Below are 11,058 nucleotides of genomic sequence, written 5' to 3'. Positions count from 1 at the left end.
AAAGGATATATTTGATTTTTCAAAAGAGGGTGGAAAAATCATGATTAAACATAAATGGATGGAAGAACCTCCTCAAATGGAAGACAGAAATCAGCTTACAAAATAAAGAAAAACATTCAACATAATAAAGTGTTACCTTGAATGTTTTTTCAATTCTGAAAATAGTTTATATTAATGGTTTGTTAGTAAAAGCCGAATAGTCTAGAGCTTAGAGTATATTTTCGAATAATAGCTATATTGAATCAATAATACTAATAGATATCATTAATATACCTATATTAATGATATCTATTAGATTCTATTTTGTTACATAAGGTTCTTTTTCCCTAAAACTATCAAGAACATCGCCTTCATAAGTTCTCCATTCAGTCCATCCATTAGCACTTCTCCCTAGTATAAGTTTAGCTGCTGCACTTGGTGAATTTACTGTATAATCAGCAATGAATGTATAAAATTCTTCTTCTTCCTTTAATATCGCATTTTTAATTAGCTTTTCTATAATATTACTATTAGATACTTTAATTGAATCAGATAAAAATTTACTTGCTCTACTACCTTTGAGAATTATAAACTTATCATCAATTAGATTTCCTTTACCCTGTCCCCTAACGCCTTGACAGTAAAAAATATTGTCGCTTACACTTCCATCTACATCAATTTTGGGGCTTTTCCAAATCTTAATTATCATACTAAAGATTTCATTAAATCTCTCATCCATTTTATTTAGATTCCATTCTGTTTGCTTACTTAGCCACTTATTTAAAAATAGCTTACTATCCTTATATCCTCTAATTGGCATATCTCTCTTTTCAATAAAGACTTTGTTACCTAAATTACTATTACTACCTGTTAGCGTAAGGTTGGCGATAGTATCTTTAAGTGATAACATTTTCTCAAATTCAGTATCAGACAGTATACTCCTCCATTTCTTTTCTGGTTTTTGAGGAAATATATGTTCGATTGTTATGTTTTCACTATAAACATCCACCAACTCATTATGTCCGTAATTCTCTATTTTCTCAAATAAATACAAAAGCTTTTCTCTATCTTTATAAAGTGGTTTAAGTTTTATATCATCTTTTAATTTTTTATCATCTGGAAAGTTTTGTTTTAAAATATATGTTTCAATAGAAACATAATAGTCATCTTTTTTAATTTTAGAATAAAGGTTCATAAAAATCTTATTTAAGGCATTTGTTGGTTCACCACAAATATACCTTCTCAAAATATAATTTTGAATAAGCTCCATTATTTGAATTAGAATTTTTTTATCAATACTACCATTTCTATAATCTTTATAAATTCCCATTATAAATGGATTTATAACACTTTGATCTAAGGATTTAAGATATCTAAATTGATCTCTTAGATCCAAATCCTTTTCCTTTTTAGGGTTTAATATAATCGAATAAATAGAAGAGTAATCTCTTATCTTTTTCAATTCTTCTTCAAGTTTATCAAAGTTTATATATTCATAGTTATTTTTAAAGTCCTCATAGACCTTTGATTGATTAGGTATTTTCCCGAATTCTAAGGTAAGGAAATCTCTCATAAATTCAGAAATTTGAATTTTAACCGTATTTTTTTTAAGTATTTTAGTATTTTCTTCTAATGGAATCCAGTAATCCTCATATATTCTATTTTGCTCTTCCCTTTTAAGATTCATAAGAATAAAATTTCTAATAAGATCCCCTTGTGAAAGATCAAGTCCTGTTGAATTTAAGCTTTCAAATATTTTCTGTGGGTCATCCTTACCCATCTCTAATGCTATATCAACATAAATAAGTTTTTGTATCCCTATAATAATTTTATCAATAGTCTCTAAGGACATTATCTCTTTATCAAAAAATCTATAATTATTAATAAAATTATTCTCTTTCTCATCCTCTTGTATTTCTTCAAATTTTTCATCTAATATTTTCTTAAATATTTTCAAATTTTTACCTGGAGGTATTAACTTAAATTTATCTTCGTCTATTATATACTTATCGGTAAGATATCTTTCATATATCATATCAGCAACTTTGGTATTTCCTAATTTTTTTGTCTTATGATAAATCACACACAGTAAAAGTGTTATTGTAGTAAGTCTCTGTTGACCGTCAATTATACTAAATTCTTTTTTTCCTATAGTATAAACTCCCTCATAAAGATAAACTATACTTCCAAGAAAATGAGAGGGGATATTTTCACTCTCTGAAACTTTTATTATATCTTCTAATAATATAGAACACTGCTTTTCTTCCCAATTATAATTTCTTTGATATACTGGTATTGTAAACTGAGTATTTGTAGTCGAAAGAAATTCAATTATTTGCTTCTGCTTAGCCTCCATTTTTATCCTCTCCCAACAACCTTATAATTGTTAATTATACCATAATTTAAATTCATTATCTAACAAGCATATTTACCAAACTAGCTTATCTCATAAAATAAACAAAAAGTTCGTATTACGGTGTTTTCACGACATACTAAAATAAGGCACCCAAAAGGGTGCCTTATTTTATTCAATACAAACTCTATAAAATTGCTTTCCGAATTCGGTAAAATTAATTGATCCTTGAAGTAATTCGGAAATTAGGTCAGTATTTTTTATTTGATTACATACAGGGGAGCAGGCATCAAAACGCGGAAATTATACTCTAAGGATTTAAAAACCATAAAACCTCTGTTTTTTATACTCTAAGGCCTGCCCCCTAAGTTATGAGTTAATAGTGCATATATTATTCAAATTTTATATTTAAAGGTCTCAAACTATCAAGAGTTGTGATATTTTTCTTATCAAAACTGTAATGACCATATAGGTTTATATGTTCCCAATTCAAAGGTGAAACATGGCTTAACAAATCTTCATTAAGTTCATTTCTTTCTCTAAGATATTCAATAGCCTTACCTAAATAAACGGTATTCCAAACAGTTATTGCGTTCATCAAAATATTAAGTACACTTGCTCGTTGCATCTGATCCTGAAGATCTCTTTCATGAAACTCTCCTCGTTTAGCAAAAAATATAGCTCTTGCCAATGCATTAGCAGCTTCACCTTTATTTAATCCTTTTTGAATCCTTCTCCGTAATTCCTCATTAGAAATATAATCAAGGATGAAAATAGTTTTTTCAATGCGACCCATTTCTTTGAGAGCTAAAGCTAAACTATTTTGGCGTGAGTATGAACCAATTTTACCCATAATAAGAGAGGCAGATACTTTTCCTTCCCGGATAGAGTGAGCTAGTTTTAAAACATCATCGTAGTTGTCTTTAATAATTTTAGTATTTACTTTTATTTTAATAATATTTTCAAGTTTTGGATAATCAGAAGGCTTGTTAAATGAGTATAACTTTACATCAGATATATCTCTTAGTCTTGGGGCAAATCTAAAACCTAGTAAATGGCATAAACCAAAGGTTTGTTCAGTAAAACCGGCTGTATCTGTGTAATGTTCTTTAATCTGGAGGTCAGTTTCATGATGCAGTAAACCATCAATTACGTGTACCGCATCCCTGGTATTAGTGTTAATTACCTTCGCGTAAAATGCAGAATACTGGTCACTAATAAAACGGTATATAGTTGCTCCTTTTCCTGATCCATAATGAGGATTGTGTTCAGCATGAAGTGAAGATACACCTATTTGCACACGCATACCATCACTGGATGAAGTGCTACCATCACCCCAATAATAAGGTAATGATAATTTATGCAGAAAGTTTACCAGAGTAGACTGTGCCCTGCTTAAAGCATCATCATATAACCGCCACTGTCCAGTATTGGCCATCTGGTAGTAAGTTATGTCATCTGTAGAATCAGCCATTTTACTAAGTCCAATATTTGTACCCATCGCAATTAATGTAGCCATAATTATATCTTTTTCATCGTCATTGGGAGATTTACCTGTTGATGCATGAGTGAATTGATCATCAAATTTTGTCCAGCTTGCAACTTCAATTAGTAAATTAGTAAGTTTTATTTTTGGTAGCATTTTATAAATTGATTTACTATAATCTTTTGCTTCTTCAGGAGTGTTTTTTTCAAGCCTTTTTACATGTATTTCACCATTCAGAAGGCTTACCCCTTCAAGAGTTTGTACATTTTCATTAACCCATTTGATGCGCTGTAAGAGAGTATCTTTTCTTTCTTGAATATATTCTTCATAGTTATTACTTACAGTAAGCTTTGTACCGTTTTGTTTGATTAATGCCCATTCTTCTTTTGATACCAAGTATTCATCAAAATCTTTATGTCTTCTACTACCAACAACAGAGATATTGCCGGAACGTATATTGCTTTTTAATTCTGTAAGAATAGCCATTTCATAATAACGGCGGTTAATTGTACCATCTTTTTCAAAAACATATTTATTCCATCTGTTTGGTATAAAATCAACTGGTGCATCATTCGGAATAGTTCTCTTTTTAACATCATTAAGTTTATTCAATAGGGCTATAGCCTCCAGCAAAGGCTCATTTGATTTTGTAGCTCTAAATTCAAGATATTTAAGTAGAGCCGGAGTATATTTTCTTAAATTTGAATATTTGTTTTTGATTAAATCTATGTAATCATAGTCAATAGGCCTTGCAAGTTTCTCTGCCTCCTGTCCTGATGATAGAATTACCGTTTTCCAATGCACAATTTAATAGCATTTCAGATAAAATAGAAGCTTGCAGTTTACCATAAGTTTCATATCCATACTGTTTACGGATTTCTTCCATATGTTCTTGTCCTGTGGCTTCACGCTGTCGATACAATTGATAGACATTGTGGTCAACATTAATTTGATCTGCGACGTAATTTAAAATATCTAAAGGGATATCTTTAACAATTGACAATGGCCAACCGGTGTACCTTAATACGCATAGTTGTAATGCGAAGCCTAACCGATTATGGTCCCTCCTGTGGTGATTAACAATTTCTAGATCTGAACTTGATAATGTGTAATATGCAGCGATTTCTTCTTCACTTAAATCATCAGTTATTCTTGTGTATTCTAATCTCTGTTCTTTTGTTAGAATTTCCCCACCACGTAGTGCCATTTAATATCTACCTCTTTTCATATATTATTAAAAAAACATTCGTAAATATCAGAACTATCTGATATTTATTATATCGTAAGTGATATCAACTAATAAAGTAAATCAAACGACCGTTTAATTTACTTTATTCTTCTTGTTTTATAATAACAAATATGAGCCATTTACAAGGTAAATAAACTCAGTAAATAAATCAAAGTAAACTTATTTACAATTATAACCGTTTAGTTTACTATAAACATAAGTAAAAGGGGTAAAGGGTGATGTAAATGATATTTGGATATGCAAGAGTAAGTACAATGGAACAAAGTTTGGATAGGCAGCTTGATGCTTTAAAGTTAGCAGGAGCTGAAGAAATAATTCAGGAGAAGATTACAGGAACTAAAGCAGATAGACCTGAATTAAATAGGTTATTAGGTAAATTAAGAAAAGGTGATGTTATATTAATATCAGATCTTACAAGATTAAGCAGAAGTACAAAGGATTTATTTAACCTGGTGGAACAAATTGAAAAGAATGGTGCTAATATTAAGAGCTTAAAAGAAAGTTGGTTAGATACTACTACACCTCAAGGTAAATTGATGTTTACTTTTATGGCAGGAATTAGCCAATTTGAAAGAGACCTCATAAGTGAAAGGACAAAAGAAGGTTTAGCTTCTGCAAGAACAAGGGGAAAAGTTGGTGGAAGGAAACCAAAGCTAGATATTACTAAAAAGAAAGCTATTTATGAACTATATCAACAAAAGAAAACAACTGTCAAAGATATTTGCAGCATGTTTGATATTTCAAAGCCAACTTTATACAAATCAATAGAAGAAATAAGTAAAACTAATAGTTTAAAAATACTTCAGAGAGTCTAACCCTAAAAAATCTAGTGGTAATATATACATATTAGTTAATTCGGTGATAACAGCTGCTTGACGTTTAAGGATTAGAGACGGTTATTTAATGAGGAAGGAGTTAATACATGACAATTAGAATTGGTAAGATCGAAGATATTATGGAAATAATGAATGTTATCAAAAATGCTGTAAAAGATATGGAAGCAAGAGGAATTCATCAATGGGATGATGTATATCCAAGTGATGAAGTAATACTCAATGATATTAATGAAAATAACATCTATGTTTCTGTTAATGAATCAGATATGATTCAAGGAATTATTGTATTAAATGAGCATCAAGACACAGCTTATAAATCTATTGAATGGAAATATAATTCAGATAGGCAATTAATCATCCATCGCTTATGTGTCCATCCAAACTATCAAGGAAAAGGAATAGCAAGGATGTTAATTAAATTTTCAGAGAATCTTGGATATGAGCAAAAATATGAGTCAATAAGATTGGATGCATTTATACAAAATATTCGGGCCTGTAGAATGTACGAGCAATCAGGATATGATAAGAGAGGAATTGTAACCTTTAGAAAAGGTGATTTCTATTGTTATGAAAAAGAATTATCTAAGTGAAATTATAGTGAAATAGAGAAATATGATCAATGGAAAAGTGTAACATAACGTGATAAATAGTGCATAAAAGCAGTGAATATTCTCAATTAGACACCAATTATGCAGTAAAAATAGGATATACTGACATACATAAAAGGTAGAATGCGGGTATAGGCTAGTTATATAGGTTTAACAAATGCCGTGAAATTTATTTTTTTCACGACATTTAACTTTTCTCCGTCCCAATTATATTAAATGCTTTTTATCTCCGATATAACAAAACATATTGTAAAAATAGTATAATAAGTTAATAGTTATATGAATAATTTTATTAGGAGGATTGCAATGAAAATAAAACAAATTTTAAATCGATTTTATGTACATGATATTGAACAGTCAATAAACTTTTATGAAAAAATATTAAATGAAAAATGTAATATGAGATTTAAATATTCTGAAGCAAATTTAGAATTAGCACAAGTAGGAAATATTTTAATTATAAGTGGTTCTGATGAAGCATTAAAGCCTTTTAAACATACTAAAGCAACATTTTTAGTGGATTCTATTATTGAATTCAAAGATTTTTTGTTAAATAACGGAGCAACAGTTATAAGAGATTTAAAAGTAGTTCCAACCGGAATGAATATGACTGTAAAACATTTAGATGGAGCTATAGTTGAATATGTAGAACATAAAAAAACTAACAAATAACATTCTTATAATGCGCATCACATCAAGAAAATAAATGCTCTTTTAAAGCTACTGGTTAATAATTAATTTATAATCTCTATCGAACCAATGGGAAATGCAACTGTAGAATAAAGTAAACTAAATATGTGAAAGAGGGAAATTAGTAATGAGTTTAAAAGAAAATCAAAAAGAGTATTGGAATATGGCAGCTGCTAATAAAGAATTCACAACACCTTTTCAACTTAAATTATTTTCTCAATTTGTACAGGAAGAAGATAAAATTTTAGATGTTGGCTGTGGCTATGGAAGAACATTAAATGAATTATATTCCAAAGGATATAAAAACTTATGTGGAATAGATTTTTCTAATAAAATGATTGAAAGAGGTAAAGAACAATTTCCTTGGTTAAATTTAAAAATGAAAGAAGATAAAAAGATACCTTATGAAGATAACAACTTTGACTCAATAATTTTATTTGCTGTATTAACCTGTATAGTTAATGATGATGAACAGATCTTCCTTATGAATGAAATAAAAAGAGTGTTAAAGCCAAATGGGATCTTATATATAAATGATTTTCTGTTAAATACAGACGAAAGAAATGTAAAAAGATATAAGGTATATGAAGATAAATATGACAAATATGGTGTTTTTGAATTGCCAGAGGGTGCTGTACTTAGACATCATGATTTAAATTGGATAAAGTCAATCATATCAGACTTTAATAATATAAAGTTAGAAACAGTTACATATACAACGATGAATGGTAATAAATCAAATGGATTTGTTTATTTGGGTGAAAATATCAAGTAATGCAATTAGTGCGAATTAGTAGGAAAATATGCAACAATAAAAGTTAGCTTAATTACTTTAGGGAGGCCTATATGAATATTATAAATAATTCTAATTCTGTAATCATAGTGTTACATGAAATATATGGTATTAATCAGCATATTAAGTTGGTCTGTGAGAAGTTTTCTATAGCTGGATATGATATTATTTGCCCTAATTTAATTAATCTAAATCATCCTTTTAATTACGATCAACAAGACGAAGCCTATCATCATTTCATAAATAAGATAGGCTTCGATTTAGCATTTAAGCAAGTAAAACAGCTAATAATACAAGCAAAAAAGCAATATACGTACGTATATGTATTAGGCTATAGTATAGGTGCAACAATTGCATGGTTATGTAGCGATGAGGATATTATGTGTGATGGTATCATAGGGTACTATGGGTCACGGATTAGAGACTATATGGATATCACTCCCAAATGTCCAGTTTTACTGATTTTCCCGACCGAAGAGAACTCTTTTAACGTGCGAAAATTAGTTGATTATTTAAAAAAATGGGATATTGATATTTATACATTAAGCGGTAAACATGGGTTTAGTGACCCATTTTCTAAGAATTACTGTACACAATCATTTGAAGAATCAGGAAGGCTAGTAGATAACTTTTTAAAGAAGATAAATTATGTTTCTTCATAGGGCTTGTTATTTTACAATATTCCTAAAGGACACACTAACAAGGTGATACGCCTTTCTTATTTTAATCACTTACGATAACCATTGTGAACCCTTTTAGAGTATAAAAATTAAGAATTTGATGATTTTTAAATCCTTAGCGTATAATTTCCGCGTTTTGATGCCCGTACCTAGTAGACCTCTGGTAGGACAAATTTAAACAAACTAATTGATACAATACCCGAAACAACAGGAATCAAAATTAACCACCAATATTTTTTTATATCAGATAAAATGTTTTTGGGAATAAAACCGATGTCCTCCATTTTCCCTTTGTTCCTTTTGTTTTCAATAAATAAATACAATATTGAAAAAAGAATAGTTAAGCTTAAGCCAACAACATTAGTCAAACCTACACTTGTTAAGCAGAGAAATCCAAAAATTACAATTGGAATATAAGTTTTCAATAATTCATTTCTATTTTTCATTCAAATACTCCTTTTCATATTATTTATAAATCTTTACTTCGCCATAAAATATATATTTAACTATAACACGATTACCATAAATTAAGTATATTTACAATTTTTTCGTAATGGATAATAGCCTCAATGTGAATGTAACTCAATTGGTATGATATGCTCCCCTTAAAGTAGACAGATTAAATAATAAAAATCTGTTACTAGAAAGGGGAGCATTTTTATGTCTAGAAGAACTAAATATACAACAGAAGAAAAGTATGCAATTTTAAATGAATATGATAATGGAATTGGAACAATGAAGGAGATTGCTAGTAAGTATAGGATCAATAGAGTAACTTTATATAATTGGAGATACAACTATAGTAAATATGGAATAGATAGATTAAAAGAATCGGAAACATTCAAAAGATATTCAAAGGAACTAAAGGAACTGGCTGTAAAAGACTACTTATCAGGGAAATTTTCACAGAGGGAAGTTGTGAATAAATATAAAATATCGAACATATCGGTACTGCAAAGATGGACAAACAAGTATAATGGTCATAGAGAAATAAAGGCAACACCGAAGGGAATGAGCCAATCTATGACAAATGGAAGAGTTACTTCTTTGAAAGAAAGAATTGAAATTGTATATTACTGTATTGCTCAAAACAACGACTATAAGCAAGCTGCTGATGTTTATAAAGTATCCTACGAGCAAGTATATCAATGGGTTAAAAAATATGAAGCTGGCAGTGAAAATGCATTGAAGGATAGGCGAGGCAGGAAAAAGCCTGAAGAGGAACTAACACTTGAAGACAGAGCAAAACTTTCAATGAAGAAATTGAAAGTAGAAAATGAAAGATTAAGGGCGGAAAATGCATTTTTAAAAAAATTGGAGGAACTCGAAAGGAGGCGTACTTAAGGCGTACAAGGCAAGAGGACAAGTATATTACAATTTCACAACTTCATAAAAAAGAAGAATTTTCTATCTCTTTGTTATGTAAATTAGCAATAATTCCACGTTCTTCATACTATAAGTGGTTAACGCATGAAGGGTCTGTACTAGTGTCTGAAAATAAGATATTGATGAAAGAGATTATTAAAATTTATAAGAAAGTAAATGGAATTTACGGTTATAGAAGAATAACGATGAACTTGAATCGTAAGTTAAAGAAAAATTATAACTATAAACGTATTTACCGACTTATGAGGCTCTCCAGGCTACAATCGGTTATCCGTAGAAAAAAGAAACGTTACGTTAAATCTAATCCACAGCAAGTATCAGAGAACATTTTGAATCGGAAATTTACTGCTGATAAATTAAATCAGAAGTGGCTTACAGACGTTACTGAATTCAAGTATGGTAACTCCAGTAAAGCTTATCTAAGTGCCATACTGGATCTGCACGACAACTCTATTGTTGGATATGTACTTGGACATTCTAACAACAACCGTCTTGTATTTAAAAATCTAGATATAGTCCTAAAAGCCTATCCTTGTGTAAATCCAATGATTCATACTGATCGAGGTTACCAGTATACCTCCAATGAATTTAAAGAAAAATTGGATGCTGCAGGAATGACGCAAAGTATGTCACGAGTTGGTAAATGCATCGATAATGGGCCTATGGAAGGCTTTTGGGGTATTCTCAAGTGTGAAGAATACTACTTACACAAATATAGTTCATATGAAGAGCTATCTAAGGCAATTGATAAATATATTGTTTTTTACAATACTAAGAGATTACAGAAAAAATTAAACGGCCTTAGTCCTTTGGAATTTAGGGCGTTAGCCGCTTAAGCAATTTTTATTATTTACACTGTCCACTTGACAGGGTGCAGTTCAGTATTGTGTTACATTCAGAATATCAATACGCACTTAATAAAGTAAACCCATAATGATATGGGTTTACTTGTGTCGACATATAAGAAAAATGCTTAGTTAATTAATTGCTGTAAAATT

At 29.8% G+C, this 11,058-nt stretch carries 10 protein-coding genes; 6 read left to right on the top strand and 4 right to left on the bottom strand.

Annotated features, from left to right (window positions below; translation table 11 throughout):
• Nucleotides 1-298 precede the first annotated feature (298 nt).
• From LGK95_RS20885 to LGK95_RS22975, 3 genes are all read right to left on the bottom strand, one after another.
• Nucleotides 299-2,335, bottom strand: a complete 2,037-nt coding sequence (locus LGK95_RS20885) for a DUF4357 domain-containing protein (protein WP_226126843.1) — start codon at nt 2,333-2,335, stop codon at nt 299-301.
• Nucleotides 2,336-2,723: 388 nt separating this feature from the next.
• On the bottom strand, nt 2,724-4,622 hold the full coding sequence (locus LGK95_RS20880) for a Tn3 family transposase (protein ID WP_226126841.1): 1,899 nt from the start codon (nt 4,620-4,622) through the stop codon (nt 2,724-2,726).
• Complete coding sequence (locus LGK95_RS22975; RefSeq protein ID WP_226126840.1) at nt 4,558-5,025, bottom strand: DUF4158 domain-containing protein; 468 nt, start codon at nt 5,023-5,025, stop codon at nt 4,558-4,560. Before LGK95_RS22975 ends, LGK95_RS20880 begins: the two co-directional genes overlap by 65 nt.
• A 266-nt stretch (nt 5,026-5,291) precedes the next feature.
• Here LGK95_RS22975 and LGK95_RS20870 point away from each other — a divergent pair, with 266 nt between their 5' ends.
• The 5 genes from LGK95_RS20870 (at nt 5,292) to LGK95_RS20850 (ending at nt 8,656) form a co-directional block, all read left to right on the top strand.
• A complete protein-coding gene (locus LGK95_RS20870; RefSeq protein WP_226126838.1) occupies nt 5,292-5,882 on the top strand; it encodes a recombinase family protein in 591 nt (196 codons plus the stop codon).
• A gap of 107 nt (nt 5,883-5,989) precedes the next feature.
• Nucleotides 5,990-6,493 carry a GNAT family N-acetyltransferase gene (locus LGK95_RS20865; protein WP_226126837.1) on the top strand — a complete coding sequence of 168 codons (504 nt, stop codon included), beginning with the start codon at nt 5,990-5,992 and terminating at the stop codon, nt 6,491-6,493.
• Between the two features lie 324 nt (nt 6,494-6,817).
• A complete protein-coding gene (locus LGK95_RS20860) occupies nt 6,818-7,183 on the top strand; it encodes a VOC family protein (protein ID WP_226126835.1) in 366 nt (121 codons plus the stop codon).
• Between the two features lie 145 nt (nt 7,184-7,328).
• Nucleotides 7,329-7,976 (top strand): class I SAM-dependent methyltransferase, encoded by a 648-nt coding sequence (locus tag LGK95_RS20855; RefSeq protein WP_226126833.1) that lies wholly within the window; start codon nt 7,329-7,331, stop codon nt 7,974-7,976.
• 71 nt (nt 7,977-8,047) lie between these two features.
• Nucleotides 8,048-8,656, top strand: coding sequence for a dienelactone hydrolase family protein (locus LGK95_RS20850; protein ID WP_226126831.1), 609 nt, complete (start codon nt 8,048-8,050; stop codon nt 8,654-8,656).
• A 167-nt stretch (nt 8,657-8,823) separates the two neighbouring features.
• On the opposite strand, the gene LGK95_RS20845 is transcribed toward LGK95_RS20850, so the two are convergent.
• The gene (locus tag LGK95_RS20845; RefSeq protein WP_226126829.1) at nt 8,824-9,120 is read right to left on the bottom strand and encodes a hypothetical protein; all 297 of its coding nucleotides are present in this window, start codon (nt 9,118-9,120) and stop codon (nt 8,824-8,826) included.
• A gap of 214 nt (nt 9,121-9,334) precedes the next feature.
• Between LGK95_RS20845 and LGK95_RS20840 the strand changes: the two genes are divergently transcribed.
• Nucleotides 9,335-10,896, top strand: a protein-coding gene (locus LGK95_RS20840; RefSeq protein ID WP_226126828.1) for an IS3 family transposase whose coding sequence is annotated in 2 segments (ribosomal slippage) — nt 9,335-9,992 and nt 9,992-10,896 — 1,563 coding nt in all. Because the reading frame shifts where the segments join, the coding sequence is not laid out codon by codon here.
• Nucleotides 10,897-11,058 lie beyond the last annotated feature (162 nt).

Origin of the sequence: Clostridium algoriphilum (genome assembly GCF_020443705.1) — a bacterium.
Lineage (GTDB): Bacteria > Bacillota > Clostridia > Clostridiales > Clostridiaceae > Clostridium_AD > Clostridium_AD algoriphilum.
The sequence above is the reverse complement of the archived record's forward strand: the minus strand, read 5'-3'. Positions and strand labels throughout refer to the sequence as shown.